This window comes from Azoarcus sp. DN11, from assembly GCF_003628555.1.
Taxonomy (GTDB): Bacteria; Pseudomonadota; Gammaproteobacteria; order Burkholderiales; family Rhodocyclaceae; genus Aromatoleum.
Map to the genome: position 1 here is coordinate 3,616,479 of NZ_CP021731.1, position 26,696 is coordinate 3,643,174.

Sequence of the window (26,696 nt, forward strand, 5' to 3'; positions counted from 1 at the left end):
CCATGAGTACGGTGCTGCTACCGGATCTGGTGAAACTGCTCGACTGGGTGGGCACACTGGCGTTCGCCTTCAGCGGCGGCCTGCTGGGAGCGAGAAAGGGATTCGACCTGTTCGGCGTGCTCTTCCTGTCCTTCGTCGTCGCGGTCGGCGGCGGCATGGTGCGCGATGTGCTGATCGGCGCCGTGCCGCCGGTGGCGATCACGGAAATCCACTACTTCCTGATCGCGATCGGCGGTGGCCTGATCACCTTCTACTGGTATCCCAGGGTGGTTTCGCTCGAACGCCCCATCGTGCTCTGCGACGCCGTCGGCCTCGGCCTGTTCACGGTCATCGGCACGCAGAAGGCGATCGAGTACGGCATCCATCCGCTCATGGCCGCCCTGCTGGGGATGATGACCGGGATAGGCGGGGGGATGACACGCGACGTTCTCGCCGGAGAGCCCCCCTTCGTGCTGCGCAGCGAGCTGTATGCGGTGGCGGCGCTGGCAGGTGGCGCGATCGTGTCCGCGGGGTACGCAATCGGCGCTGCGCGCGCGTATTCGCTGCTGCTCGGCGCCGGTGCGTGCATCTTCCTGCGCCTGATGGCGATCTATCGCGGCTGGCGGGTTCCGGTCGCACGTCATCGCATCGATCCGGGCAGCCCGGGCGGCCGGTGAAGGGCGGGCAGCATCAGGCTGTGACTCGGGCGGCGTGACGGGGCAGGCCGCCTGGGTGGAATAGGCGAGGATTCCTGCTATGGATCCCGTATACCCTGTGAAGCGTTGCATGCCTGGAGTCCGCGATGACCATCCATACGGGAAGCCCCGCCCGGTATCAGGGGAACGACAGGCTGCTCTTCGGCATCATCATGGGCGTCCTGAACTTCTGGCTCTTCGCGCAGACCACGCTGAACGTCGCCCCCGACATGCAGAAGGATCTGGGGCTCGATGCAAGCATGATGAACATTGCCGTCGCGATCACCGCCCTGTTCTCCGGCATCTTCACCGTCGTGCTCGGCGGCCTGGCCGACGCCATCGGCCGCGTCCGGCTGGTCAGGGCAGGTTTCTTTCTTCATATTGCCGGTTCGCTGCTGGTCGGACTGACTCCCACCGGTGATCTGGCAGTCGCGGCATTGATGGCGGGCCGGGCTCTGCAGGGGCTGTCTGCCGCCTGCATCATGCCGGCCAGCCTGGCGCTGGTGAAGACCTACTGGGACGGCCCCGCGCGTCAGCGCGCGGTCAGCCTGTGGTCCATCGGGTCCTGGGGCGGCTCCGGCATCTGTTCGCTGTTCGGCGGTTTCGTCTCGCAGAGCTTCGGCTGGCGCTACATCTTCTTCGCCTCCATCGTCGTCGCTGTCGTCGGTCTCGCGATGATCAAGGGAACGCCCGAGAGCAAGGCGGAAACGACGGACAATTATAAATTCGACGTCGCCGGCGTGCTGACCTTCATGCTCGCCATGGTCGCGCTGCAGATCCTCGTGACCCAGGGCAACAAACTCGGCTGGACCAGCCCCGCCATACTCGGGATGATTGCCGTGGCGCTCGTCTTCGGTACCCTGTTCTTCATGGTCGAGGCGCGCGCCGTCCACGGGTTCGTCGATTTCAAACTGTTCCGGAACCCGACCTATACCGGCGCGACGATCTCGAATTTCCTGCTCAACGGCGTGGCCGGCACGCTGCTCGTGTCGTTGCAACTGGTGCAGATCGGCGGCAACATGACCGCGCAGGAGGCGGGCGGGCTGACCCTCGGCTATGCGATCGCGATCATTGCCTTCATCCGCGTGGGCGAGAAGCTGCTGCAGCGCTTCGGCACCCGCAAGCCGATGATCTGGGGCTGCCTGATCACCGGCCTGGCCATCCTGATGCTGTCCCCGGCCAACCTGCTGCTCACCGATTACAAGATCCTCGCAATCGTCGGCTACACGCTGTTCGGCGTCGGTCTTGCCTTCTACGCCACCCCCTCGACCGATGCGGCGCTGTCTTCCCTGCCGACCGCGCAAGCAGGTGCGGGTGCCGGCATCTACAAGATGGCTTCCTCGCTCGGCGCCGCTTTTGGCGTGGCCATCTCCGCGGCGATCTTCACCGCGCTGCGGGCCAGCCCGGAACACGTTTCATGGCTCGAAGGCGTCATCACCTTCGTCGGCCGCCAGGACAACCTGGCCGTCAGGCAAGCCGCGATGATCGCCCTGACGTTCAACGCGTTCATGGTGCTCGTGGCGATCATGTCGATCATGCTGACGGTGCCCAAGGGCGGCCCCAGGAAGGCCTGAGTCAGACCTTGACCACGATCTTCCGCCGGACGGCGCCTTTGGAGTTCAATCGAGGGCCTCACGGGCAATCGAATAACACACCCGGGCCCAAAAAACACAAACGCCACCTCAAGGGTGGCGTTTGTGTCTGAAACTTGGCGCGCCCGGCAGGATTCGAACCCACGACCCCCTGGTTCGTAGCCAGGTACTCTATCCAACTGAGCTACGGGCGCTAAAGAAAGCGCATTATAGACAGATTTGTAATCCAGTCAAGATCGGACGCTAAAAATCACGCGCCCCTGAAACCATAATCCGGAAATGAAAAGAGCATCCGAAGATGCCTCCCCTCCCCAGGAATGCTGGCGCGCCCGGCGGGATTCGAACCCACGCCCCCTTGAACACGCAGGCCGCCAATTACACATCGCCGAGTCGCAGCCTGTCTCCATATCCCTCACGACAGCGCTCGTCCTCCGTCCGACGGCAAGACTCGACGTCGTGACTCCTGACCTTACGCCACACACTTTACGCTGACGCCCCCGCGCCCATCCTCAGCTCTCGAAACAATGAATGGCGAATTCCGCCGCTCATAGGGGGCAAGTCCGGCAACGCCGAAACGAACGAGTCCTGCCGACGGTTTAGATTGACTACATATTGTTTGATTACAAATCATTTGTGCGATATGCTGCGATGCAAGAATTACCGGACGCGTCTTGAAACCACGTCTCGGTGCAACGTAGCTGTCATGCGTATCGGATTGTCGATCGGTAAGGGATGGGTAAATGTCTGGTTCGATGATTGGAGGACTCGGCCTCCCCCCCGACAAGAGGGAAAACGGGCACCCGTTTGTCGAAGGACGAGCGCGGGTCGTTGCGGTCGATAAGGGCATCGCGTGGCTCGAGCCCGAACAAACCGGCAGTTGCGGGGGCTGTGCATCCGCGGCCCTTTGCGGCAGCAAGGGGCTCGGCACCCTGACAAGCCGTCTCCAGGCGCGGCGTTTTCCCCTTCCCGACGGGGCCGGGCTTCATGTTGGCGACCGCGTCATTGTCGGCGTCCGCGAGGATGCGCTGGTCAAGGCGAGCATGACGGCCTACGCGCTGCCGCTGGCAACGTGCTTTGCCGCCGGCGCCCTCGCCCAGGCTGTCACGCACCGTGACGGCATCACGATGGCCGCCAGCGCTGCGGGCCTGCTCGTCGGACTCGTTCTCGCTCGCATATTCGCCCGCGTCCTCGAAACCTGTGGCGAGATCGCACCGCGACTGGTACGCCGGGACGCGCCCGCTTGTCACCCCGAACAAGGCTGACCCCATGCAGGAATACGTCCTCCTCTTCGTCAGCGCGGCGCTGGTCAACAACGTTATCCTCGCCCGCTTCCTCGGGCTGTGCTCCTTCATGGGCGTCACGACTCGGGTCGACACCGCGGTCGGCATGGGCATGGCGACGACCTTTGTCATCACGGTATCGTCGATGATCGACTGGGCGGTCGAGGCCTGGCTGCTGCAGCCGTATGGCCTCGGCTACTTGCGTACGGTGACTTTCATCCTGGTGATTGCCGCTGCCGTGCAATTCACCGAGATGACGATCCGCAAGGTCTCGCCACCCCTGTTCCAGATGCTGGGCATCTACCTGCCGCTGATCACGACCAATTGCGCGGTGCTGGGCGTCGCTTTGTTGCTCGTCGAAAGCCACATGAATTTCTTCGCCAGCGCGCTCTTCGCTTTCGCGTCGTCGATCGGCTACAGCCTCGTCATGGTGATCTTTGCCGGACTGCGCGAACGCCTCGCGCTGGCCGAGGTGCCGCGCCTGTTCGCCGGCCCGCCGGTGGGCTTCATCACGGCAAGCCTGCTGGCGCTGGCCTTCATGGGCTTCTCCGGCATGAGCACGAACTGAGGAACCGGTCATGTTGATCGACGTCGGAAGTCTCACGCTGATGGGCATCGCGCTTGGCAGCCTGCTCGGCACCGCGGCCCGCTACCTCGCTGTTCAGGAAGACCCGCTCGAAGAGGAACTCAGGGCGATGCTTCCGGGATCGCAGTGCGGCCAATGCGGGTACGTGGGCTGTGCTCAGGCCGCCGCGGCGCTGGCACGCGGCGAAGCGGCCGTTACGGTGTGCCCGCCGGGCGGCAAGGCAGTTGCCGAGGCGCTGGCGAAGAAGCTGGGGGTCAGTGCGGACCTGTCGGAGCACGTCGAACAGGTGCCGGTGTACGCCCGCATCGAGGAAAACCTGTGCATCGGCTGCACCCGCTGTCTCAAGGAATGCTCCGTCGACGCGATCTACGGCGCCACCAAGCTGATGCATACGGTGATCACCGACGCGTGCCATGGCTGCGGCAAGTGCGCGCTTGTCTGTCCCACCGACGCGATCGAAATGCTTCCGGTCGCGCAAACCCTCGCCACCTGGTACTGGCCCAAGCCCGCGACGGTGGGCGACGGGGCGGTCCACTGACAGGAGCCCGGCCATGAAACTCTTTCCGGTCCGAGGCGGCATTCATCCGGACTATCGCAAGTCGCTGTCGAGCAACGAGGCCATCGTCGTGATGCCGATGCCTCGACGGCTCGTCCTCCCGCTGCAGCAGCACATTGGCGCACCAGCCGAAGTGCTCGTCGCCGCCGGTGAGCAGGTCCGCAAGGGCCAGCTGCTCGCGCGCGGTCAGGGGCCGGTGTCGGCACCGCTGCACGCGCCCACCTCGGGCGTCATCGAAGCCATCAGCCAGATCCCGGCTCCGCATCCTTCCGGCCTGCCGCAGACTGCCATCGTGCTGCTGCCCGACGGACTCGACGCGTGGGCGCCCCTGCCCGCGCCGCTTGCCGACCCGTTCGAGGCTCCGCCCGAGGCGATCCGCGAGCACGTTGCGCAGGCCGGCATTGTCGGCATGGGCGGCGCGGCCTTCCCCGCAGCGGTCAAGCTTGGGCTCGGTGGTCAGCATCGCATCGACACCTTGCTCATCAACGGCGCCGAGTGCGAACCCTATCTCACCTGCGACGATCGCGTGATGCGCGAGCATGCGGACGACGTGGTCGACGGCGCGCGACTGATGGCCCGTGCGCTGGACGCGCCGTGCGTGATCATCGCCATCGAGGCCAACAAGCCGGAGGCGATCGACAGCATCTCGCACGCGGCAGCGAAGTTTGCCGAGGTGCAGGTCGTCGCCGTGCCGGTGCAGTACCCGATGGGCTCGGAACGCCATCTGGTGCAGGCGATCACCGGCCGCGAAACACCCGCGCGACGGCTCACCGCGGACATCGGCGTGGTCGTCCACAATCCGGGCACCGCGCGTGCCGTGCATGAGGCGGTGCGCCACGGCCGGCCGTTGACGCACCGGGTCGTCACCGTGAGTGGCGGCGCCGTTCGCCACCCGCGCAATGTCGACGTCGCGCTCGGCACGCCGGTTGCCGACCTGCTGGCCTTCTGTGGCGGACTGACCGGCATGGAGGAACAACTGGTCCAGGGCGGACCGATGATGGGGCAGCCCCTCCCCAGCCTGGACGTTCCGGTGGTCAAGGGCACCTCGGGCATTCTGGCGCTCACCGCCGAGGAAGTCGCCGAGCAGCCCGCAAGCCCCTGCATCCGCTGCGGCAGTTGCGTCAGCGTGTGCCCCTGCGGACTGGTACCCGTCGAACTCGCCGCCTACATCCGCAAGGACCGCCTGGAGGACGCCGCCAAACTGGGCGTCCAGGATTGCCTGTCCTGCGGCAGTTGCGCCTGGGTGTGCCCTTCGCACATCCCGCTGGTTCAGTACTTCAACTACGCAAAGGGCCGGCTCAACGCCGACGCGGCCGTGCAGCGCAAGAACGACCGTACGCGCACGCTGGCCGAAGCGCGAACGCTGCGACTCGAAAAGGCCGAGGCAGCCAAACGGGCCGCGGCAGCCGTCCGTCAGGCCGCAGCGACGGCAAACGCTGCCACGGGAGACATCAACGCATGACGACACCCCCTCCTGCGCGCCGCGGTCGCAGCGGCCACCCTCTCCGCGCAGCCCATAGCGGCCCCTTCACTCACGCACCGAGAAGCGTGCAGCGCACGATGCTGACGGTGCTCCTTGCGCTGACACCCGCCACCGTATTCGGCTGGTGGCTGTTCGGCTTGCCGGCGATCCTGCTGTTCGGTGTGACGGTCGGCGCCTGCGTCGTGGTCGAGGCGGTGTGCCTGGTGCTCCAGGGCCGATCCGTACAGATCGGAATCGCGGATGGCTCGGCGATCCTCACGGGCTGGCTGCTCGCGATGAGCCTTCCGCCCTGGGCGCCCTGGTGGACCGGCGCGCTCGGTGCGGTCTTCGCCATCGCACTGGCCAAGCATGCTTTCGGCGGACTCGGGCAAAACGTGTTCAATCCGGCGATGGTGGCACGCGTTGCGCTGCTGGTCTCCTTCCCGGTCGTGATGACGGCTTGGGTCAGCCCGCAGCCGCTGTTCTCGCCCGGAGCACCTGCGCTCGGTGCGGCGCTCGATATCACCTTCGGCCCCGGAGTGCCGGACGCTGTGACCTCCGCTACCACGCTGGGACACGTCAAGACGGAATTGTCTCGCGGCATACCGGTTACGCAATCGGTGGCCGAGGTACCTGCGCTGCGCGATCTGGTCTTCGGCCTGCGCGGTGGCAGCCTCGGCGAAACCTCGGCAATCTTCGTCCTCGCGGGCGGCCTGCTCCTGCTGGCGCGGCGAATCATCTCGTGGCACATCCCGGTCGCCGTGCTCGGCAGCCTGTTCGCGATGGGGACGCTCTTCCATGCGGTCAATCCCGCGCGTTTCGCGGACGGGAGTTTCCACCTGTTGTCGGGCGCCAGCTTCCTGGGGGCCTTCTTTATCGCCACCGACTACGTGACCTCCCCGGTCTCGAAGACCGGACAGCTCGTCTTCGGCATCGGCTGCGGCGTCCTCGCATGGGTGATCCGGACTTTCGCCGGCTACCCGGAGGGAATGGCCTTCGCGGTCCTGCTGATGAACGCGCTCACACCGATCATCGACCAATACACCCGGCCTCGGCTCTTCGGCCGCAGCCGCGACGGCGCACCGCTGCCGCTGAGGGAGGACGCATGAAACCGCGCACCTGGATTCATGCGGCGATCCTGGGCAGCTTCTGCCTCGGCTTCGGCGTGGTCCTCGCCGTCACCGACCGCATGACGACCGACCCGATCGCGGAGCGGGCGCGCGAAGACAAGCTCAATTCGCTCGCCCAGGTCCTCCCCGAAAACCTGCGCGACAACAACCCGGTCGCCGATGCGCTGACCCTGCAGGACGCCCACGGCCGGCCCCTCACGATCTACCGCGCGCGCAAGGGCGGCAAGGTCACGGGCGCCGCGTGGGAGATCCGCGGCTCCGGATACGCCGGCGAGATTCGCCTGATGATGGGCGTCGACGCCGGCGGCCGGATTCTCGGCGTACGCGCGCTCGCCCACAAGGAAACGCCGGGACTGGGTGACAGGATCGGGGTCAAGAAGGGCAACTGGATCTTGCACTTCACCGGACGTTCGCTCGACGCGCCCGCACCCGAGCGATGGAAGGTGAAGAAGGACGGCGGCGATTTCGACCAGTTCGCGGGCGCCACGATCACACCGCGCGGCGTCGTCGCAGCCATTCGCGGCGGGCTCGAGTTCTTCGCGGAACACAAGTCGGAACTGACCGGAGCGAACTGAAATGTCAAACGATTACAGCCGCATCGCCCGCGACGGCCTGTGGGACAACAACGGCGTGCTGTGCATGCTGCTTGGCATGTGCCCGACGATGGCGATGACGACCAGTGCCACCAACGGTCTCGGCATGGGCCTTGCCACCGCCGCGGTGATGGCGGCCTCGAACCTGCTGGTCGCGCTGTTCCGCGGTTACATCACGCAGGAAGTTCGGATTCCCGTCTACATCCTGATCGTCGCCGCGATGGTGACGCTCGTCGACCTGACGATGAACGCGTGGATGCACGAGTTGTACAAGGTGCTGGGCTTGTTCATACCGCTGATTGTGTCGAACTGCCTGCCGCTGGCGCGCCTGGAAGCCTTTGCTGCAAAGGAACCGGTGTTGCCCTCGCTGCTGGACGGCATCTTCATGGGACTGGGCTTCACGCTGGCGCTGACCGCCATTGGAGCGGTGCGGGAGATCATCGGCTCGGGCACGCTCTTCGCGGACGCCTCGCTGCTGCTCGGCCCCGCGTTCCATTTCATGGAAATCCGCCTGATGCCGGCCGACAGCGGCGTGCTGATGATGATCCTGCCCCCGGGGGGATTCCTGACCGCGGGCCTGATGGTGGTCGGCAAACGCATGCTCGATGTGCGCGCCGGCAAGGGCATACAGATGGCCGGCGCACACAGCGTCGGCTGAGGTGGAAAAATGAAAGTCGGTATTGCGTACGGGCTTCCGCAACGCCAAACGTGGCTCACGCTCGAAGTGCCCGAGGGCACGACCGTCGGTGACGCGATCGCGCGCTCCGGCATTACCGGCCAGTTCCCGGACATCGACCTCGAAAAACAGAAGGTCGGTATCTTCGGCAAACTCGCCAGCCTCGATGCGGTCCTCGAGGAAGGTGACCGTGTCGAAATCTATCGCCCGATCATCTGTGACCCGAAAACAGTGCGCAAGAAAAACGCCGGCGACTGAACTTCGACCGGCAGATGGGTGTTCCGGGATGGCGATAAGGACACATCGGCCGAATCCGGAACACCCGATTTCACACGCGACTGGCCTCAGCCTTTCATGATTTTTAGGGTCTGGCTGGAGGTGTACTCCTCCAGCCCGTAGCGCCCGAACTCGACGCCCAGGCCCGACTGCTTCACGCCGCCGAAAGGGGCATCAGGCTGTATCGCGCCGTGCTCATGCGGAGCTCAATCGAGTGCCTCACGGGCAATCGAATAACACAGCCGGGTCCCATTAACACAAACGCCACCTCAAGGGTGGCGTTTGTACTTGAAACTTGGCGCGCCCGGCAGGATTCGAACCCACGACCCCCTGGTTCGTAGCCAGGTACTCTATCCAACTGAGCTACGGGCGCTTTTGCCGACCCGGCCTGCTACCAAGCCGTTCAGCGATTGGCGGAGAGGGTGGGATTCGAACCCACGGTAGGCTCGCACCTACGCCTGATTTCGAGTCAGGTACATTCGACCACTCTGCCACCTCTCCGACTCCCGCATGGCCTCGCCTTGCGGGAGGCCGAATTATACGCAGAAAATTCCGCGGGACAACAACACCGCGGGATTTTTTTTATGCATGCTGCGGCGGCATCCAGGCGGTCACCTTCACAAACACAGCCGGAACCCCCTTTCTGAACGCGCACAGACGCAAACCCCTCTTCGTCGCCGACTGTCCAGCGCGCGGGGCACCGGAATTCTTTCAGCATTGCCCATTCCGATGGGCTCACGCAGAATCATTCGGTCATGTCGAATGGACCGGCCTCTTGCGCGCCTCCCTGATCATCATTGCCGCACTCCTTGTCACCGCCTGCGGGCCTTCGGGAACGTCACTCACCGACCTACGGACGGTCTCCGGCTACCGTACCGCAGGCGAGTTGCGTGTCGCGACCCGCGTGGATCCGATCACCTACCGCAACGGCAGCGACGGGAAGGCATCCGGCTTCGACTACGATCTGCTGCAGAAACTCGGCAAGCGCCTGGGCGTACCGGTGCACATGGTGATCTTTCCCGATGCGGCCCGAGCCCTCGAGGCCGTCATCCGGGGCCAGGTGCATCTGGCGGCGGCGGGCGTGGGCCGCAACGACCGCTTGCCACTCGCCTGGACCAGTCCGCTGCGCGAGGTCGACTACGTCCTCGTCGGGCGTGCCGAGAACGGCGAAATCACGGAAGAAAGCTCACTCGCGGGACGCACCGTCTCGGCACGGCACGGCTCCCTCGCTGCCGACTTCCTGAATCAGATCCACAAGCGGGTTCCGGAAATGCACCTCCATTTCCCGGTGAACGCCTCGGACGACCACCTGCTCGAGTCGCTGGCCAAGGGCGAACTGGATATCGTCGCCACTGACCGCGTCCATTTCGCCGTGGCGGCACAAACCTCACCGAACCTGGCCGTCATATACGACTTGCCTGTCAGCTCGACCATCGGGTGGGCGCTCTCCACGGAAGCGAAAGACGAACTGAACGAGGAAATCGAGGCGTTCCTCGCCGACGCGCGCGCGAACGACACGCTGGCCCGGCTCTCGGATCGCTACTTCGGCCACATCCGGCGTCTTGAGGACAGCGCCATCACGACCTTTCTTTCCCGCCTCCAGGCGCGGCTCCCGCATTACCGCCAGCATTTCCACGAGGCACAGGCGCGGACCGGCATCGACTGGCGTTTTTTCGCCGCGCTGGCGTATCAGGAGTCGCACTGGGATCCGCTGGCGACGTCGCGTTCCGGGGTGCGGGGGATGATGATGCTGACCTCGGAGACGGCAGATCGCCTCGGGGTACGCGACCGCCTCGACCCGCGCGAGAGCATTCTCGGCGGTGCGCGCTACTTCTCGATGCTCAGGGAGCAGTTGCCCGATGACGTACCCGAGCCGGATCGCCTGTGGATGGCTGCGGCGGCGTACAACCTCGGGATGGGCCACATGAACGGGGCGCGCACGATCGCGCAACGGATGGGCAAGGACAACACCAGCTGGCTCGACATGAAGGCGGTGCTGCCCCTCATGTCGAAGCCCGAGTACGCCAGCCGCCTGAAGGCCGGCGCGGCACGGGGCGGCGAGGCCGTGATCATGGCGGAGAACATCCGCAACTACCACGACATCCTGCTGCGCCTCGAGCGCCCCTACGTCCCGCCGCTTCAGCCCGCGGGGCTGCGGCTCGAAACAACGTCGCAGCGGCTACCCGCGCGCGGCGGTTACGCGCGCGGCTCGAGCACCTCGAGCCCGCCCATGTAAGGCACGAGTGCCTTCGGCACGGCGACCGACCCGTCTGCCTGCTGATAGTTCTCCAGCACGGCCACCAGCGTCCGCCCGACCGCGAGACCCGAGCCATTCAGCGTGTGCACGAGCTCGTTCTTGCCCTGCGCGTTTTTGAACCGGGCCTGCATGCGGCGCGCCTGGAACGACTCGAAGCACGAGCAGGACGAGATTTCGCGGTAGGTCTTCTGCGCCGGCAGCCATACCTCGAGGTCGTACGTCTTGGCCGAAGAGAAGCCCATGTCGCCGGTGCACAGGACGATCTTGCGGTATGGCAGTTCCAGCCTGCGCAGGATCGCCTCGGCATGGCCGGTCATCTCTTCGAGTGCGCCCCAGGAGTTGTCGGGATGCTCGATGCGGACGAGCTCGACCTTGTCGAACTGGTGCTGACGGATCATCCCGCGTGTGTCGCGACCGTAGCTGCCGGCCTCGGAGCGGAAGCAAGGAGTGTGGCTGACGAACTTGAGCGGCAGCACGTCTGCCTGCAGCAGCTCGCCGCGCACCATGTTGGTCACCGGCACCTCGGCCGTCGGGATCAGGTAGAAGCGCCCCTCGTCCCGCGGAACCGCGAACAGGTCGGCCTCGAACTTCGGCAGCTGGCCGGTGCCGAACATGCTGTCCGGGTTGACCAGGTAAGGCACGTACACTTCCGTGTAGCCGTGCTCGCGCGTATGCACGTCCAGCATGAACTGCGCGAGCGCGCGATGCAGGCGCGCGACCCCGCCGCGCATGACCGCGAAGCGCGACCCGGCGATCTTCACCGCGGTCTCGAGATCCAGCCCGCCCAGTCCGCCGCCGACGTCGACATGGTCGCTGACCTTGAAGTCGAACTCGCGCGGCGTGCCCCAGCGGCTCACCTCGACGTTCGCCGTCTCGTCCTTGCCCACCGGCACGCTCGCATGCGGCAGGTTCGGCAGCCCCGCCACCAGCGCCTCGATGCGGGCGAGCAGCGCGGACAGCGCCTGCTCGTTGGCCTTCAACTCGTCGCCGATCCCCGCGACCTGCGCCATCACCGCGGACGCATCCTCGCCCTTCCCTTTCAGGATGCCGATCTGCTTGGACCGCGCGTTGCGTTGCGCCTGAAGCTCCTGCGTGCGGGTCTGCAGGTTCTTGCGCTCGTTCTCGAGCGCCTGGAATTCCGCCGGGTCGAAACTCGTGCCGCGCGCGGCCAGTGCAGTGGTAACGACATCGATCTGGTTGCGCAGCAGTTGGATATCAAGCATGGCTGTTCCGAAAGTCTTTCAATTCAATGAATAGGCGATGAATACTGCGGCGGAACCTTCGGATCCGCCGCCAACTCGTTCTGTTTCCATGACATTCTAGGGCAAAACCGCCCGCATGCCGCGATGCACAATTATATTAATCAAATCAATCGTTTACTCAAAACGATCGGCACAAACTTTCCTTGAATTCGACCGCCCCTAGCTTATAGTTAAGGTTCTCAGGGAAGCGCCGCACAGACGACGAACGCCACATATGAGGAGACACCCATGCTGTCGATCCGAGACTGCCTTGATTACTGCGATTTGACCGACGACGAAGTTGCGCTGATTGCCGAGCACGAAGGAATTCCCGACGGGGCCGCTGCTCAGATCGTCTGCGGGATGGTCCAGACAGCCGAAGGCGTTCTCGTGCTCACCGGCTATATGCAGGACCTCATCGACCGCGCCACGGAGCGCGGCGACCTCGAACAAGCCGAGCGCGCCAGGAACGTCCAGGCCCGCTTCGTGGCCGACCATCCCCTGCCCCACTGAGGGCGCGACCGCCCTCTAATCCTGCTTCCCACCCTCGTCGGGCCGCCGGCCCGACGAGGCGGCGGCATCCAGTTCGCGCAGATGCTCGAGCTTGGCGGCGATGCGCGCCTCCATGCCGTAGGGTGTCGGTCGATACCATCCGGGTGGCGCCATGCCTTCGGGGAGGTAGGTTTCGCCCGCAGCATAGGCGTCGGGTTCGTCATGGGCATAGCGGTAGGTCTTGCCGTAACCCAGTTCCTTCATGAGCCGCGTCGGCGCGTTGCGCAGGTGCAGGGGCACCGGGCGCGACACGTCGTTCGCCACATGCTGGCGCGCGGCGTTGTAGGCCTTGTACACCGCGTTCGATTTTGCCGCGCACGCGAGAAAGATCGTCGCCTGCGCGAGCGCGAGTTCGCCCTCCGGCGAGCCAAGCCGCTCGTAGGTCGTGCAGGCGTTCAGTGCGATTTCGAGTGCGCGCGGATCGGCCAAGCCGATATCCTCGACCGCCATCCGCACCAGCCGGCGGCCGAGGTAGAGCGCGTCCGCCCCGCCATCGAGCATCCGGCACAGCCAGTACAGCGCGCCGTCGGGATTCGAGCCGCGCACCGACTTGTGCAGGGCGGAGATCTGGTCATAGAAGGCCTCCCCGCCCTTGTCGAAGCGCCTGAGCTTGCTCGACAGCGCCTCGTCGACAAACTCCGGCGTGACGGGATCCACCCCGGCCGTCTCCGCGGCGACCTGCACCTGTTCGATCAGGTTCATCAGCCGCCGCGCATCGCCGTCGGCGAAACCGATCATGCGTTCGCGCGCCGTCTCGTCGAAGGCGAGTTGCGGACAGGCAAGCGCCCGCGCCCGCTCGAAGAGCCCGCCCATCGCGTCGTTGTCGAGCGGTTCGAGCACATACACGGACGCGCGCGAGAGCAGCGCCGAATTGACCTCGAAGGACGGATTTTCGGTCGTCGCGCCGATGAAGGTCACGAGGCCCTGTTCGACGTAGGGCAGGAAGGCGTCCTGCTGGGCCTTGTTGAAGCGATGCACCTCGTCGACGAAGAGGATCGTGTGGCGGCCGCGTGCCTTCGCGGCCTGCGCCTGGCTGACGGCCTCGCGGATGTCCTTGACGCCGGAGAACACCGCCGACAGGGCGATGAAATCGGCGTCGAACGCCTGCGCCATCAGGCGCGCCAGCGTCGTCTTGCCGACACCGGGCGGCCCCCACAGGATCATCGAGTGGAGCTTGCCGGACTCGAAGGCAAGCCGCAGCGGCTTACCCGGCCCGACGAGGTGGCGCTGCCCGGCAATCTCGTCGAGCCGCTGCGGCCGCATGCGCTCGGCGAGCGGTACGCGCGGCGGTTCCAGTGAATCGAAGAGATCAGCCATCGGCTGCGTCGGCCTCGGTTGCCACTTAGTTGCCGCTCAGTTGCCGATCACGTCGGCACCCGGCGGCGGCACGAAGCGGAACTGCGCGGGATCCGGGCGCGCCCCGGCCGTCAGGGAACGGAATTCGATCAGCGTCGTCTGCCCGAAGTGGTCCTTCAACTCCATCCGCTTCAGGGTGCCGCCGGCGAAGCCCATGCGCATGGACTCGAAGCTGCTCTCGGCCAGCTTCGGTTTCGCGTACACCCATTCGATCCCGTCGCCGGAACCCGCTTCGGAGAGTTCGAAATTGCGTTCGATGGCCCCGTCGCCGGCAAGAATCGCCGCCGGCGTGCTGCCCAGGGCATCGCCCAGACGCTTGACGGTCACCTGATTGAGGTCACGATCCCAGGACCACAGCTTTTCCCCGTCGCTGACGAGAACCTGCGGGTACGGCTTCTCGTAAGTCCAGCGGAACTTGCCCGGACGCGCGAACACGAAACTGCCGCTCGCGCGCTGCGGCTTGCGGCCCGAGGCGGCAAAGACGGTCTGGTCGAACTCGCCCTGCGCCGTGCGTGCGCCGTCGATGAACTGGCGCAGCTGCGCGATCCCGCCCGCGGATGCGAGACCCGCCCCGCACATCAGCGCAAGCGCCACCCCCAGCCGCAAGGCGGCTTGCAGGAACCTTGCCGAAACCCTCATTCGCCCTCCTTCGCAGGCACGATCACTTCACGGTTGCCGTTCGTGCCCATCGCCGAGACCAGGCCGGCACGCTCCATCTGCTCGATCAGGCGGGCCGCACGGTTGTAACCGATGCGCAGGTGCCGCTGCACCAGCGAGATCGACGGGCGCCGCGTCTTGATGACGACTTCGACCGCCTGGTCGTACAGCGGATCCGCTTCGCCATCCCCCTCGCCTCCTCCGCTCCCGCCGAGCGCCGCATCGAGCTCGTCCTCGGGCGCCGACAGGATGCCCTCGACGTAGTCGGGCGGGCCGCAGCGCTTGAGATGATCGACAACCTTGTGCACCTCCTCGTCGGCCACGAAGGCACCGTGCACGCGCACGGGCAGCCCGGTGCCGGGTGCCAGATACAGCATGTCGCCCATGCCCAGCAGCGTCTCCGCGCCCATCTGGTCGAGGATCGTGCGCGAATCGATCTTGCTCGACACCTGGAACGCGATCCGGGTCGGGACGTTGGCCTTGATGAGGCCGGTGATGACATCGACCGACGGCCGCTGCGTCGCGAGGATCAGGTGGATGCCGGCCGCGCGCGCCTTCTGCGCGAGCCGCGCGATCAGCTCCTCGACCTTCTTGCCGACCACCATCATCATGTCCGCCAGTTCGTCGACGATCACGACGATGTGCGGCAACTGTTCGAGCGGTTCGGGATTGTCCGGGTTGATCGCGAACGGGTTGGTCAGCGGCTTCTCGACCTTCTCCGCCTCGACGACGGCCTTGTTGAAGCCCGCAAGGTTGCGCACGCCGACGGCCGCCATCAGCTTGTAGCGCTTGTCCATCTCCACCACGCACCAGTTGAGCGCGTTGGCGGCATGCTTCATGTCGGTGACGACCGGTGCGAGGAGATGCGGAATGCCCTCGTAGATCGACAGCTCCAGCATCTTCGGGTCGACCATGATCAGCCGCACCTTCTCCGGCCCGGCCTTGTACAGCAGCGACAGGATCATCGCGTTGATACCGACCGACTTGCCGGAGCCGGTCGTGCCCGCGACGAGCACGTGCGGCATCTTGCCGAGGTCCGCGACGACCGGCTGGCCGGCGATGTCCTTGCCGAGCGCCACCGTCAGCGTCGAGTGCATGTCGTGGTAGGCCTTGGAACCGAGGATCTCGGACAGGCGCACGGTCTGGCGCTTCGCGTTCGGCAGTTCGAGCGCCATGCAGGACTTGCCCGGCACGGTCTCGACGACGCGGATCGACACCAGCGACAGCGCACGCGCGAGATCCTTCGCGAGGTTCACGACCTGACTGCCCTTCACGCCGGTCGCCGGCTCGATCTCGTAGCGCGTCACGACCGGACCGGGATAGGCCGCCAGCACCTTCACCTCGACGCCGAAATCGCCCAGCTTGGTCTCGATCACGCGCGACGTGAATTCGAGCGATTCGGCCGAGGGCGGCTCGACGTCGCCCGACGGCAGATCGAGGAGGCTCAGCGGCGGAATCGCGCCGACCGGCGTCGGCAGGTCGGCGAACAGCGTCTGCTGGCGCTCCCGCTGCTGCTCCTTCTCGGCCCGCTCGGATTTCGGCACCTCGGCCACGGCGGGTTCGATGCGCAACTGGGGCGTCGGCGCCGCCACCGTCTTGCGCCGCTTCGTCTCGACCACGGCCTCGCGCTTCTGCGCCACCTGCTGGCCGGCCTTGCGGTCCTGCCACCCATACCACGCCCGCTGCGCACCCTGCCATCCCTGCTCCAGGGACAGCCCGATGCGCTCGATCACGGACAGCCACGAAATCCCGGAGAACAGGCTCAAACCGGAGGCGAACAGCGCCAGCAGCAGCAAGGTGCCGCCGGTGAAACCGAGATAGCGCTGCACGATCTGCCCCAGCTCGACCCCGGCGAGGCCGCCCGGCGCCAAGGGCACGCTCGCGCCATGCGAGTAGAAGCGCAAGGACTCGAGGGCGCTGCTCGACAGCAACACCACGAAAAAGCCCGTCAGCACGAAGAAGAAGGAGCGGCGATCGAGCCGGACATCATGGCGCAGGCGCCTGAAGCCCCACACCAGCGCATAGCCGAGAAACACGACCCACCACCAGGCGGACAAGCCGAACAGGTAGTAGAGGAGATCGGCGAGCCAGGCCCCGAAGCGCCCGCCCGGATTGCTGACCCGCGCGACTTCGGCGGCATGCGACCAGCCGGGATCGGACTTGCTGTAACCGAGCAGCACCAGCCCGACATACAGGGACATCACGCCGAGAATCAGCCAGCGTGCTTCCTGAAGCAAGAGGGAGATCCGTTCCGGCAGAGGCTGGAAACGGGGGGACTGACGGGACGCCATCGGCTCGGGAACGAATGCCCAGGTAATCGACAATTCGCGATTATATGCGATCAGTCGCCGCGGCCGATGCCGCTGTTGCGAAGCGATACAGCAGCCCCCGCCCGGCGTTCCTCACAGATCGTTCAAGCGGTCCCGCAGCACGATGCCGTGTTCGGTTTCCTCGATGAGGCCCTGCGATCCGAGATCCTTCATCACGCGGCTGACCATTTCGCGCGAGGCGCCGATCATCTTCGCGATGTCCTGCTTGGTGATCTTGCGCACCACCACCGCTTCGCCGTTCACGTCCTCCGACATCTCCAGCAGCAGTCGCGCGACCCGCCCATACACATCCATCAGCGCCAGCGACTCGATCTTGCGGTCCGCATTGCGCAGGCGGTCGGCGAGGTTGCACATGATGCGCCAGGCCACCTCGAAGTTATCCTGCAAGATGCGACGGAAGTCGTGCTTTGCGATCAGCACGAGATCGGCCGGCGTCACGGCGACGACGGAGGCGGAGCGCGGCTGCTCGCCGAACATCCCCATTTCCCCGAAAAGCTCCCCTTGCCCGAGGATGCTGAGGATCACTTCGCGCCCGTCCTCGTCGCTGACGATCACCTTGAGGCTGCCCGTCAGCACGAAATACACGAAATCGCTGCGATCCCCCGCATGCAGCACCCCCTGACCGCGGGGAATGCGCCGCATCACCGCAGAGTGCGCCACCGCCTGCAGGGTATCGTCGGACAAGCCCTGGAACAGGGGGAAGGTCCTGAGCGCCGCGGTGGAAACTGCAGTAGCCTGTGTCATGAAACCTCCGGGAACAGCAGTGCAATGGGACCGGTTCGAACAGTACGCCGACGGCGTGGATGGTTTGTTCCAGTATAAACCGTTTCATGCGTTTCGAATCCATCACTCAAACGGGATTTCGATCGCGATCCGGCAAGCGATTAGTCGTACCTATGGCAACCATTGGAACGGCCATCCAGGCCCCTCGGCTATAATTTGCGGATTGCCAACCAGAAAGAAGACTTCGCCATGACGACCAAGCACGCACGTCTGCTCATCCTCGGTTCCGGCCCGGCCGGCTACACGGCTGCCGTCTATGCTGCACGCGCGAACCTGAACCCGGTGCTCATCACCGGACTCGCGCAGGGCGGTCAGCTGATGACCACCACCGAGGTTGACAACTGGCCCGCCGATGCCGACGGCGTCATGGGGCCGGAACTGATGTCGCGCTTCCAGAAGCACGCCGAGCGCTTCAACACCGAGATGATCTTCGACCACATCCACACGGTGAAGCTCGCCGAAAAGCCGTTCCGCCTGATCGGCGACGCCGGCGAATACACCTGCGACGCGCTGATCATCGCGACCGGCGCGACCGCGAAGTACCTCGGCCTGCCTTCCGAAGAGAAGTTCTCCGGCCGCGGCGTCTCCGCGTGCGCGACCTGCGACGGCTTCTTCTACAAGAACCAGGACGTCGCGGTCATCGGCGGCGGCAACACGGCGGTCGAGGAAGCGCTGTACCTCGCGAACATCGCGAAGAAGGTCACCGTCGTGCACCGCCGCGAGAAGTTCCGCGCCGAGAAGATCCTCATCGACAAGATGATGGAGAAGGTCGCCGCAGGCAAGATCGAACTGGCGCTCAACTCGGCGCTCGACGAAGTGCTCGGTGACAACACTGGCGTGACCGGCATGCGCGTGAAGGACATCAACACCGGCGCAACGAAGGATGTCGCGCTGCAGGGCGTGTTCATCGCGATCGGCCACAAGCCGAACACCGACATCTTCGAGGGCCAGCTGGAGATGGAAGGCGGCTACATCGTCACGAAGGGCGGCCGCGAAGGCGACGCTACGTCGACCAGCGTCCGCGGCGTGTTCGCCGCCGGCGACGTGCAGGACCACATCTACCGCCAGGCAGTGACTTCGGCCGGCACGGGCTGCATGGCTGCGCTCGACGCCGAACGTTACCTCGACGCCCTCGGCAGCTGATCCCATGCCGCGCCCGCCCCGCTCGGCCCGCTCCCAACCGGCTGACCGGAGCGGACCGTCGCACAGTCCCTTCGACGAGCTTGCCGCCCTGCGCGGCAAGCTGCGCGAGGAGCGGGTACTCGGCCGGCGCATCGAACCTGCGGCGCCTGCCCGAAAGAGCGGGAACGACACCCGTTCGGAAGAGGATGGCGGTGCCGGCCTTTTCCAGGCAGCCCTCCAGGGGGTGAAGCCGCTTGCGCACTCGGCCCGCAGGGCCGAAGTCGAAGCCCCGAAACCACCTCCCGTCCCTCGACCGCGCGCCCCCGAGCCCGAGGACGAAACGCCTGCGGCGTCGCCACGTCGCGGCCCGCCACGCACCGACGACGAATTCTTCCGCTTCGCGATGGAGGACGTGATCCCGATCGACCACGGCAATCGCGCCGAAGTCGGCGTCGATCACCGGCACACGCGACGTCACGATGCCCCCGGTCCGGCGTCGCCCCCCATCGACCCGTTCCTGCTGCTGCCCCCAGACGGGGAAGGCACCGATCCGGCGGACCTGTTCCGCTATGCAGCCCGCGGCGCGCAGCCCGTCGATACGCGCAATCGCGCGGAGGTCAACAGTCCGCAGCCACTGCCCCATCCGCTGAAGCATTTCGAGGACGAGCGCGAAGCCCTGCGCGAGTCGATGGAAGCGCCGATGACGCTGGAGGACAGGCTGGAGACAGGCGAGGAAGCCGCGTTCCTGCGCCCCGGACTGCCGCGCCGCGTACTCACGGACCTGCGCCGCGGCCGCTGGGTACTGCAGGCCCAGCTCGACCTGCACGGCTGCAACCGCGACGAGGCTCGCGCCGCGCTGGCGGACTTCCTCGCCGCAAGCCTGCAGCAGGGCCGGCGCTGCGTGCGCGTGATCCACGGCAAGGGTCACGGCTCGCCGGGCAAACAATCCATCCTGAAACACCTGTCGCGCGGCTGGCTGGCGCAGCGCGAGGAGATCCTGGCCTTCTGCCAGGCGGGCCCGCACGACGGCGGATCGGGGGCCCTGCTGGTGCTGCTCAGGGCGGGGAACCCCGCCCGCAGCTGAACGCGGCCGCGATCAGATGGCGGCTTCGTTGGTCTCGCCGGTGCGGATGCGCACGACCTGCTCGACCGGCAGCACGAAGATCTTGCCGTCGCCGATCTTGCCCGTGTGGGCGGCCTTGATGATCGCCTCGACCGCCTGATCGACGAGGTCGTCGCCGACCACGATCTCGACCTTGATCTTCGGCAGGAAGTCCACGACGTACTCCGCACCGCGGTACAGCTCGGTGTGCCCCTTCTGGCGACCGAAGCCCTTCACTTCCGACACGGTCAGACCGGCGATGCCGACCTCCGACAGCGCCTCGCGCACTTCGTCGAGCTTGAACGGCTTGATGATGGCTTCAATCTTTTTCATTGCAAATCTCCTCGTCGGAGGCGCCGCAGGGCCTTGCCCCGCGCACCGTCAATATTCGTCCTGGTAACGCGATGTTATCGGATAACGCCAGTCCCTGCCGAATCCCCGCTTGGTGACACGGATTCCGACCGGCGCCTGACGGCGCTTGTATTCGTTGCGCTTGAGCATGGCAACGGTGCGCCGCACGTCGGCCTCGGGGTAACCGGCAGCGATGATGTCGCGCGGCGCTTCGTCGCGCTCCATGTAGGCCTCGATGATCGCATCGAGGACCTCGTACGGCGGCAGCGAATCCTGATCCTTCTGGTCCGGCTTGAGCTCGGCCGACGGCGGGCGCGTGATGATGTTCTCGGGAATCACGGGGCTGACGGTATTGCGCCAGCGCGTGAGCCGGAACACGAAGGTCTTGTAGAGATCCTTGAGCACGGCGAAGCCCCCCGCCATGTCGCCATACAGGGTCGCGTAGCCGGTCGCCATCTCGCTCTTGTTGCCGGTCGTGAGCACGATCGCGCCGGTCTTGTTCGACAGCGCCATGAGAATCATGCCGCGGATGCGGCTCTGCAGGTTTTCCTCGGTGGTATCGGCCGGCAGGCCCTTGAACTGGTCCGCGAGCATGCCGGCGAACGTCGTCATCGCCGGCTCGATCGGAATCTCGTCGTAGCGCACGCCCAGGTTGGCGACGAGCGCGCGCGAGTCGTCGAGGCTCATCTGCGCCGTGTAGGGCGACTGCATCATCACCGCCCGCACCTTGTCGGCGCCGAGAGCATCCACTGCGATGCACAGGGTCAGCGCGGAATCGATGCCGCCGGAAAGCCCGATCAGGGCCCCCGGGAAACCGTTCTTGCCGAGGTAGTCGCGCACGCCCACCTTGAGCGCCTCGTAGACTTCGGCCTCGATCGGACGCGGCTCGATCCGCTCGCCGTCCGCCCAGCGTCCGTCGCGCAGCTGCACGAGGTCGACACGCTCGTCGAACGCGGACGCCTGCCACGCCAACGAGCCGTCGCCGTTCAGCGCAAACGACGCCCCGTCGAACACGAGCTCATCCTGCCCGCCGACCATGTTGCAATACACCACCGGCAAGCCGGTCGCGGCAACCCGCTCGCGCAGCACCTCGTAACGGCGCTGCAGCTTGTTCATGTGATACGGCGACGCGTTGAGCCCCAGCAGCACCTGCGCGCCCTCGGCCCGCGCCAGTTCGGCCGGGCCGGATTCCCAGAGGTCCGCGCAGATGTTCACCCCGAGCTTGACGCCCTTGAGCTCGAACACGCACGCGGCACGCCCGTGCTCGAAATAGCGCTCCTCGTCGAACACTTCGTAGTTCGGCAGGAGATGCTTGTGGTAGGTGGTCAGGACCAGGCCGTCGCGAATCACCGACGCCGCGTTGAAGCGCTTCGCATGGCGCAGCTCGGGATGGCCTAGGACGAGGGTGATGCCCTGCGTCTGCTCGGCGATCCGTGCGACCTCACGCGCGCAGGCACGGTAAAAATCCGGACGCAGGAGCAGGTCTTCGGGCGGATAGCCCGACAGGGCGAGCTCCGGCGTCAGGAGCAGGTCTGCCCCGAGCGCTCTGGTCCGCGCCAGGGCATGGATGATCCGGTCGGCGTTGGCCTTCAGGTCACCCACGGTGCAATTGATCTGGGCGACGGCAATGGAGAGCGATTGATCATGCGATTTCATGGGCACAACTATACCGCGTCGGCCCGCAGCGCGGCAGCCAGCCCGGCAGGCGCACGCGTCGCGGCAGGGGGAAACCTTCTGTTACCCTTGATTGCGCTAAGCCCCACGGAATAGCGCCCCGGCAGAATCTAAAATGAAATCGTCAAGTTCTGCTACAGGTCACGCAATGTCCGCCCGCCTCACGCTCCTCGCCTCGGTACTGGCGCTTTCTGCCTGCGCAACGCCTCCCTCCGCACCTCCGGCCGCGACTGCTCCGTCGGGCATTGTCGAGCAGCCCGAAGTCATCGGGAATCAGCAACTGGATTTCAAGCTCGCGAGCGGGACTTACCACTGCGAAATGGGTCAGCGCGTCGACGTGCAGCGCCCGTCCAACAACGCGAACCAGATCCTGATCAGCTGGACCGGCAGGCGCTACCAGCTCGCGCGCAACCCTTCCCGTTCGGGCCTGCCGCGTTTCGAGGACGAGCGCAACGGCCTGGTGTGGATCGATCTGCCGTGGAAGAGCATCCTCCTCGACCGGGATAGCAACAAGCCGCTTGCCAGCGACTGCAAGCTCGGCTGACGCTCCGTTTCACGACGTCCCGAAATGCAGATGGCCCGCGCTCAGGCGGGCCATCTGCGATTCTGCGGACGAATGTCCGGCTTACTTGCCAGCCGCCTTGTTCAGGCCATCAAGGATTTCCTTCTTGGCATCTTCAACCGAACCCCAGCCCAGCACCTTGACCCACTTGCCCGGCTCGAGATCCTTGTAGTGCTCGAAGAAATGCACGGTCTGCTTCATCAGCAGCTCGGGCAGGTCGTCGGTGGTCTGCACCTTGTCGTACAGCGGGGTCAGCTTGGAGACGGGAACCGCGACGACTTTCGCATCCTGGCCCGACTCGTCCTCCATCTTCAGCACGCCGACCGGGCGGCAACGGATCACCACGCCCGGCAGCAGCGGGAAGGGCGTCACGACCAGCACGTCCACCGGGTCGCCGTCACCGGCGATGGTGTGCGGCACATAGCCGTAGTTGATCGGATAACGCATCGAGGTGCCCATGAAGCGGTCGACGAACACGGCGCCGCTGTCCTTGTCCACCTCGAACTTGATCGGATCGGCCTGCGCCGGAATCTCGATGATGACGTTGATGTCGTTCGGCACGTCCTTGCCGGCCTTGACCTGATCGAAACCCATACAACCCTCCCGTGAAAATTGTGGAGCGGATTATATGTGGAAAATGCCTCCTGCCGTACGGGCGCGCGCTCCCGTCAGGCAGGGCAGCCGAACCCCGCATCCTCCACCGCCCCGCGCATCGCCTCGACGGTCACCTTCGCCGGATCGTACTGGACCACTGCCTGCGCCGCATCGAGGGACACCTGCGCATCGGTCACGCCGGGCAGGGCCTTCAACACCGTCGTCACGTTGCGCACGCACCCGCCGCAGCTCATGTCCTCGACCTTGATCGTCACTTCCGCCATTTCAGCTTCTCCTAAAAATTCGCTCACCTGCCGGAAGCCCAACGCCGCAACAGCAGCGAATTGGTCACCACCGACACCGAGCTCATCGCCATCGCCGCCGCCGCGATCACCGGGTTGAGCAAGCCGAACGCTGCGAGCGGGATGCCCAATACGTTGTAAATGAAGGCAAAGAACAGATTCTGCCGGATCTTCGACAACGTTGCCTGCGACAACTCGATCGCGTCGGCAACGCCGTGGAGGCTGTTCCTGACCAGGGTGATGTCCGCGGCCTCCACTGCGACGTCGGCGCCGACGCCGATTGCAAACGACACATCCGCAGCCGCGAGCGCGGGCGCGTCGTTGATGCCGTCCCCTGCCATTCCGACGCGCCCGCCCCCCGCCAGGGACCGGACGGCCGCGGCCTTGTCGCCCGGCATCACCCCCGCCCGCCAGTCCGTGATCCCGGTCTGCGCCGCGATCGCCGCGGCCGTCGCCGGATGGTCGCCCGTGAGCATGACGACCCGCAGGCCGCGCGCCTGGAGCCGCGCCACCGCTGCCGCCGAATCCTCGCGCACACGGTCGGCGACGCCGATGACTCCGGCGAACACCCCATCGACGGCGACCGCGACCAGCGTCTGGCCACCCGCCGCCAGCCGCGCGCACGATGCGGCATCCACTGCGATCTGCCGCTCCTGCAGGAAGCCAGGCGCCCCCAGCACCACGTCATGGCCATCCACCCGCCCCGCCAGTCCCTGGCCGGGCACGGCGACGACATTCTCCGCGGCAGGCATGAGCTGACCGGCGGCACGCGCGGCGCCGACGATCGCCGCGGCAATCGGGTGCGCGCTCGTCGCCTCCAGCGCGCCCGCGATGGACAGCAGCGCCTCGCGCTGCCAGCCCGGTGCCGGCAGCACCGCGCTCACGGCCGGCGCGCCTTCGGTCAGGGTGCCGGTCTTGTCGACCGCGAGCACGGCGATCTTCTCGGCCAGCTCCAGCGCTTCCGCGTTCTTCACGAGCATGCCGGCGCGCGCGCCCTGCCCCGTTCCGACCATGATCGCCGTCGGCGTCGCCAAGCCGAGCGCGCAGGGGCAGGCGATCACCAGCACCGCGACGGCATTGATCAATGCCTGCGCGAAATCGCCCGCCAGCCACCACCAGCCGACGAAGGTGAGCGCCGCGATCGCCACGACGACCGGCACGAAGACGGCCGCAATGCGATCCGCCAGCCTTTGCACCGGCGCCTTCGATCCCTGCGCCTGCTCGACCATGCGGATAATGCCGGCGAGAAGCGTATGCGCACCGACCCCGGTCGCGCGGCAACGCAGCGCGCCCTGGCCGTTGAGCGTCGCGGCAAACACCTTGCCCCCGGAACGCTTGTCGACCGGCATGCTCTCCCCGGTGAGCATCGCCTCGTTGATCGCGGATTCGCCCGACTCGACCTCGCCGTCCACGGGCACGGCGTCGCCGGGACGCACGACGAAGCGATCGCCCGGCTGCAGTTTTTCCACCGGAACCGCCACGAGTTCGCCGTCGCGTTCGACATAGGCGAGCCTGGGCTGCAGCCGCAGCAGGGCATCCAGCGCGGCCGTCGTGCGGGCCTTGGCACGCGCTTCCAGAAGCTTGCCGAGCAGGATCAGGGTGATGATCGTCGCCGACGCCTCGAAATACACGTGCAGGTCGTGGCGGCCGAGCAGCGTCACGACGGTGCTGTAGATCCACGCCATCGATGTGCCGAGCACGACGAGCACGTCCATGTTGGCGCCGCCGCCGCGCAGCGACGACCAGGCGCCGCGGTAGAACCGCGCCCCGATCCAGAACTGCACGGGCGTCGCGAGCACCAGTTGCAGCCAGCGCGGGACGAGGTCGTGCCCGGTAGCCGCGTCTGCGCCGAACATCAGCGGCATCTGCGCGAGCAGGGGCAACGTGAGCAGCGCCGCGATCCAGAAGCGACGCATCTCCGCCTGCCACGCCTGTGCCTGCCGCATGCGCTGTTGCTCGCGTGCCGCGATGCCCGTCTCGACACCCTCGAAACCGGCGCGGCGGACCGCCTCGCGCACCGTCTCCGGCGCCACCAGTCCGGGCTGGTAGCGCAGGCTTGCCCGCTCCGTCGCAAAATTCACCGTCGCATCGACACCGGGGAGCCGGTTCAGGACCTTTTCCAGCCGTGTCGCGCAGGCCGCGCAGGTCATCCCGGAAATCGCCAGTTCCAGCGAGGCCTGCGGGACCTCGAAGCCCGCCTTGCGGATCGCCGCGACCACCTGATCCGGATTGCTGCGGGCGTCCGCAAATGTCACACGCGCCTTTTCCGCGGCCAGATTGACCGAAGCGGCAACACCGGGCAAGCGGTTCAGCACCTTCTCGATCCGCGCGGCGCACGCGGCACAGGTCATCCCGGCAACCGGCAATTCGAGGGAGGAATGCTTGACCATCGATTCGGGGGCACTCATGCACGACTCCAATCTCTATCTTCACAATCCCGAGGGGCGCTGCATCCCGCCGCCATTGCAGAAACGGGACGACTGGGGCAGTCTAGACCCTGTACCAAAGTACGGAGTCAATCCCCATGAGCGAGCTCACGATCGGAACCCTGGCGAAGTCAGCCGGCGTCGGCGTCGAAACCGTGCGCTACTACCAGCGTCGCGGCCTGCTCCCGCAAGGCGGTGCGCACAAGGGCGCCTTCCGCGTCTACGGCACCGACGAACTCGCGCGCCTGCGTTTCATCCGTCGCGCGCAGACGCTCGGCTTCAGCCTCGAGGAGATCTCGGAACTGCTCGCCCTGGACGAAGAGACAGACCGCGAGCGTGCACGCGCGTTCGCGCAGGCGAAGATCGCCGACGTCGAATCCCGCATCCGGCAGCTCGAGGAGATGCGCAGTGCGCTGCAAGGCCTCGTGACCTGCTGCGAACACACCGAAGCGCCCGCCCCCTGCCCGATCCTGCACGCGCTCTCGACGGCATCCGAGGAGCCGCCCACTTCGCCGCCCGAGGCACACGCTCACGGCTCGCGAACGCGAACATCCTCGTGAGG

General features: G+C 66.0%; 27 protein-coding genes and 3 tRNA genes. 16 read left to right on the plus strand and 14 right to left on the minus strand.

What is annotated here, in order from left to right; all coding sequences use genetic code 11:
• Positions 1 to 2 precede the first annotated feature (2 nt).
• Both CDA09_RS16670 and CDA09_RS16675 read left to right on the plus strand, forming a co-directional pair.
• The gene (locus tag CDA09_RS16670) at positions 3 to 656 is read left to right on the plus strand and encodes a trimeric intracellular cation channel family protein (protein ID WP_121429677.1); all 654 of its coding nucleotides are present in this window, start codon (positions 3 to 5) and stop codon (positions 654 to 656) included.
• A 125-nt stretch (positions 657 to 781) separates the two neighbouring features.
• Complete coding sequence (locus CDA09_RS16675; RefSeq protein WP_121429678.1) at positions 782 to 2,248, plus strand: MFS transporter; 1,467 nt, start codon at positions 782 to 784, stop codon at positions 2,246 to 2,248.
• Between the two features lie 135 nt (positions 2,249 to 2,383).
• Here CDA09_RS16675 and CDA09_RS16680 read toward each other — a convergent pair.
• A tRNA-Arg gene (locus CDA09_RS16680) sits at positions 2,384 to 2,460 on the minus strand.
• Positions 2,461 to 3,006: 546 nt separating this feature from the next.
• On the opposite strand from CDA09_RS16680, the gene CDA09_RS16685 reads away from it, so the two are divergent.
• The 8 genes from CDA09_RS16685 (at position 3,007) to CDA09_RS16720 (ending at position 8,807) form a co-directional block, all read left to right on the plus strand.
• On the plus strand, positions 3,007 to 3,528 hold the full coding sequence (locus CDA09_RS16685; protein ID WP_286164183.1) for a SoxR reducing system RseC family protein: 522 nt from the start codon (positions 3,007 to 3,009) through the stop codon (positions 3,526 to 3,528).
• A gap of 4 nt (positions 3,529 to 3,532) precedes the next feature.
• The gene (gene rsxA, locus CDA09_RS16690; protein WP_121429679.1) at positions 3,533 to 4,114 is read left to right on the plus strand and encodes an electron transport complex subunit RsxA; all 582 of its coding nucleotides are present in this window, start codon (positions 3,533 to 3,535) and stop codon (positions 4,112 to 4,114) included.
• 10 nt (positions 4,115 to 4,124) lie between these two features.
• Positions 4,125 to 4,670 carry an RnfABCDGE type electron transport complex subunit B gene (locus tag CDA09_RS16695; RefSeq protein WP_121429680.1) on the plus strand — a complete coding sequence of 182 codons (546 nt, stop codon included), beginning with the start codon at positions 4,125 to 4,127 and terminating at the stop codon, positions 4,668 to 4,670.
• Between the two features lie 13 nt (positions 4,671 to 4,683).
• Entirely contained in the window at positions 4,684 to 6,150 is a 1,467-nt protein-coding gene (gene rsxC, locus CDA09_RS16700) for an electron transport complex subunit RsxC (protein WP_121429681.1), read from the plus strand.
• Between the two features lie 98 nt (positions 6,151 to 6,248).
• Positions 6,249 to 7,259, plus strand: coding sequence for an RnfABCDGE type electron transport complex subunit D (locus tag CDA09_RS16705; RefSeq protein ID WP_286164184.1), 1,011 nt, complete (start codon positions 6,249 to 6,251; stop codon positions 7,257 to 7,259).
• Positions 7,256 to 7,855, plus strand: coding sequence for an electron transport complex subunit RsxG (rsxG, locus tag CDA09_RS16710; protein WP_121429683.1), 600 nt, complete (start codon positions 7,256 to 7,258; stop codon positions 7,853 to 7,855). Before CDA09_RS16705 ends, rsxG begins: the two co-directional genes overlap by 4 nt.
• Position 7,856: 1 nt before the next feature.
• The gene (locus tag CDA09_RS16715; RefSeq protein WP_121429684.1) at positions 7,857 to 8,531 is read left to right on the plus strand and encodes an electron transport complex subunit E; all 675 of its coding nucleotides are present in this window, start codon (positions 7,857 to 7,859) and stop codon (positions 8,529 to 8,531) included.
• Between the two features lie 9 nt (positions 8,532 to 8,540).
• Positions 8,541 to 8,807, plus strand: a complete 267-nt coding sequence (locus CDA09_RS16720; protein ID WP_121429685.1) for an RnfH family protein — start codon at positions 8,541 to 8,543, stop codon at positions 8,805 to 8,807.
• An 86-nt stretch (positions 8,808 to 8,893) separates the two neighbouring features.
• Here the strand turns inward: CDA09_RS16720 and CDA09_RS16725 are convergent, their stop codons facing one another.
• From CDA09_RS16725 to CDA09_RS16735, 3 genes are all read right to left on the minus strand, one after another.
• Positions 8,894 to 8,983, minus strand: coding sequence for a hypothetical protein (locus CDA09_RS16725; protein WP_286164186.1), 90 nt, complete (start codon positions 8,981 to 8,983; stop codon positions 8,894 to 8,896).
• Between the two features lie 138 nt (positions 8,984 to 9,121).
• Positions 9,122 to 9,198: transfer RNA gene (locus CDA09_RS16730), tRNA-Arg, on the minus strand.
• A 38-nt stretch (positions 9,199 to 9,236) separates the two neighbouring features.
• A tRNA-Ser gene (locus tag CDA09_RS16735) sits at positions 9,237 to 9,326 on the minus strand.
• A 274-nt stretch (positions 9,327 to 9,600) separates the two neighbouring features.
• Here CDA09_RS16735 and mltF point away from each other — a divergent pair.
• On the plus strand, positions 9,601 to 11,061 hold the full coding sequence (gene mltF, locus CDA09_RS16740; protein ID WP_164844432.1) for a membrane-bound lytic murein transglycosylase MltF: 1,461 nt from the start codon (positions 9,601 to 9,603) through the stop codon (positions 11,059 to 11,061).
• Here the strand turns inward: mltF and serS are convergent.
• Complete coding sequence (gene serS / locus CDA09_RS16745) at positions 11,022 to 12,305, minus strand: serine--tRNA ligase (protein WP_121429687.1); 1,284 nt, start codon at positions 12,303 to 12,305, stop codon at positions 11,022 to 11,024. The two genes, mltF and serS, sit on opposite strands and share 40 nt — an antisense overlap.
• Positions 12,306 to 12,572: 267 nt before the next feature.
• Between serS and CDA09_RS16750 the strand changes: the two genes are divergently transcribed.
• Entirely contained in the window at positions 12,573 to 12,836 is a 264-nt protein-coding gene (locus tag CDA09_RS16750; protein ID WP_121429688.1) for a hypothetical protein, read from the plus strand.
• Between the two features lie 15 nt (positions 12,837 to 12,851).
• Here CDA09_RS16750 and CDA09_RS16755 read toward each other — a convergent pair whose 3' ends face one another.
• The 4 genes from CDA09_RS16755 to CDA09_RS16770 all read right to left on the minus strand — a co-directional run bounded on the left by CDA09_RS16755 (position 12,852) and on the right by CDA09_RS16770 (position 17,962).
• Complete coding sequence (locus tag CDA09_RS16755) at positions 12,852 to 14,192, minus strand: replication-associated recombination protein A (protein ID WP_121429689.1); 1,341 nt, start codon at positions 14,190 to 14,192, stop codon at positions 12,852 to 12,854.
• Positions 14,193 to 14,228: 36 nt separating this feature from the next.
• A complete protein-coding gene (gene lolA / locus CDA09_RS16760) occupies positions 14,229 to 14,870 on the minus strand; it encodes an outer membrane lipoprotein periplasmic chaperone LolA (RefSeq protein ID WP_121429690.1) in 642 nt (213 codons plus the stop codon).
• Positions 14,867 to 17,179, minus strand: a complete 2,313-nt coding sequence (locus CDA09_RS16765) for a DNA translocase FtsK (RefSeq protein WP_121429691.1) — start codon at positions 17,177 to 17,179, stop codon at positions 14,867 to 14,869. Before CDA09_RS16765 ends, lolA begins: the two co-directional genes overlap by 4 nt.
• Positions 17,180 to 17,290: 111 nt before the next feature.
• Positions 17,291 to 17,962 (minus strand): Crp/Fnr family transcriptional regulator, encoded by a 672-nt coding sequence (locus CDA09_RS16770; RefSeq protein ID WP_121429692.1) that lies wholly within the window; start codon positions 17,960 to 17,962, stop codon positions 17,291 to 17,293.
• A gap of 228 nt (positions 17,963 to 18,190) precedes the next feature.
• Between CDA09_RS16770 and trxB the strand changes: the two genes are divergently transcribed.
• Positions 18,191 to 19,144 carry a thioredoxin-disulfide reductase gene (trxB, locus tag CDA09_RS16775; protein ID WP_121429693.1) on the plus strand — a complete coding sequence of 318 codons (954 nt, stop codon included), beginning with the start codon at positions 18,191 to 18,193 and terminating at the stop codon, positions 19,142 to 19,144.
• A gap of 4 nt (positions 19,145 to 19,148) precedes the next feature.
• A complete protein-coding gene (locus CDA09_RS16780; RefSeq protein ID WP_121429694.1) occupies positions 19,149 to 20,207 on the plus strand; it encodes a Smr/MutS family protein in 1,059 nt (352 codons plus the stop codon).
• A gap of 12 nt (positions 20,208 to 20,219) precedes the next feature.
• Here the strand turns inward: CDA09_RS16780 and CDA09_RS16785 are convergent, their stop codons facing one another.
• Positions 20,220 to 20,558, minus strand: coding sequence for a P-II family nitrogen regulator (locus tag CDA09_RS16785; protein ID WP_121429695.1), 339 nt, complete (start codon positions 20,556 to 20,558; stop codon positions 20,220 to 20,222).
• Positions 20,559 to 20,606: 48 nt separating this feature from the next.
• Positions 20,607 to 22,232, minus strand: coding sequence for an NAD+ synthase (locus CDA09_RS16790; RefSeq protein WP_121429696.1), 1,626 nt, complete (start codon positions 22,230 to 22,232; stop codon positions 20,607 to 20,609).
• Between the two features lie 166 nt (positions 22,233 to 22,398).
• Between CDA09_RS16790 and CDA09_RS16795 the strand changes: the two genes are divergently transcribed.
• Positions 22,399 to 22,794, plus strand: coding sequence for an MliC family protein (locus CDA09_RS16795; protein ID WP_121429697.1), 396 nt, complete (start codon positions 22,399 to 22,401; stop codon positions 22,792 to 22,794).
• An 81-nt stretch (positions 22,795 to 22,875) separates the two neighbouring features.
• Here the strand turns inward: CDA09_RS16795 and ppa are convergent, their stop codons facing one another.
• The 3 genes from ppa to CDA09_RS16810 form a co-directional block, all read right to left on the minus strand.
• Positions 22,876 to 23,406: an inorganic diphosphatase gene (ppa, locus tag CDA09_RS16800; protein ID WP_121429698.1), complete on the minus strand. Its 531-nt coding sequence runs from the start codon at positions 23,404 to 23,406 to the stop codon at positions 22,876 to 22,878.
• A 74-nt stretch (positions 23,407 to 23,480) separates the two neighbouring features.
• The gene (locus tag CDA09_RS16805) at positions 23,481 to 23,690 is read right to left on the minus strand and encodes a heavy-metal-associated domain-containing protein (protein ID WP_121429699.1); all 210 of its coding nucleotides are present in this window, start codon (positions 23,688 to 23,690) and stop codon (positions 23,481 to 23,483) included.
• 23 nt (positions 23,691 to 23,713) lie between these two features.
• Positions 23,714 to 26,116, minus strand: a complete 2,403-nt coding sequence (locus CDA09_RS16810; RefSeq protein ID WP_121429700.1) for a heavy metal translocating P-type ATPase — start codon at positions 26,114 to 26,116, stop codon at positions 23,714 to 23,716.
• A 116-nt stretch (positions 26,117 to 26,232) separates the two neighbouring features.
• Between CDA09_RS16810 and CDA09_RS16815 the strand changes: the two genes are divergently transcribed.
• On the plus strand, positions 26,233 to 26,694 hold the full coding sequence (locus CDA09_RS16815) for a MerR family transcriptional regulator (protein ID WP_121429701.1): 462 nt from the start codon (positions 26,233 to 26,235) through the stop codon (positions 26,692 to 26,694).
• Positions 26,695 to 26,696 lie beyond the last annotated feature (2 nt).